The 240-nt window shown below is 42.5% G+C and carries 1 protein-coding gene; it reads left to right on the plus strand.

Going from position 1 to position 240, the window contains the following annotated elements; translation table 11 throughout:
• The coding region (locus CWC11_RS21715; protein WP_171038513.1) for a TonB-dependent receptor plug domain-containing protein at window positions 1-240 on the plus strand (240 nt) is incomplete at both ends.

The following is a 240-nucleotide window of genomic DNA, read 5'->3' on the forward strand; positions in this document are numbered from 1 at the left end:
GTGTATCACTTCGTGGTTTAGGTTCATCTCGTACGTTAGTTCTAATTAATGGTCGACGTGTTGTAGCTTCAGGAACAGGTGCTAACTCATCAGTTGATTTGAGTACTATTCCAACAGCGGTAATAAAGCGCGTTGAAGTATTAAAAGATGGTGCTTCTGCGATTTACGGTTCTGACGCGATTGGTGGTGTAGTAAACGTAATTACGCGTGACGATTTTGAGGGCTTCGAAGCTAATGCTA

Source organism: Pseudoalteromonas sp. S3178 (assembly GCF_005886985.1).
GTDB lineage: Bacteria > Pseudomonadota > Gammaproteobacteria > Enterobacterales > Alteromonadaceae > Pseudoalteromonas > Pseudoalteromonas carrageenovora.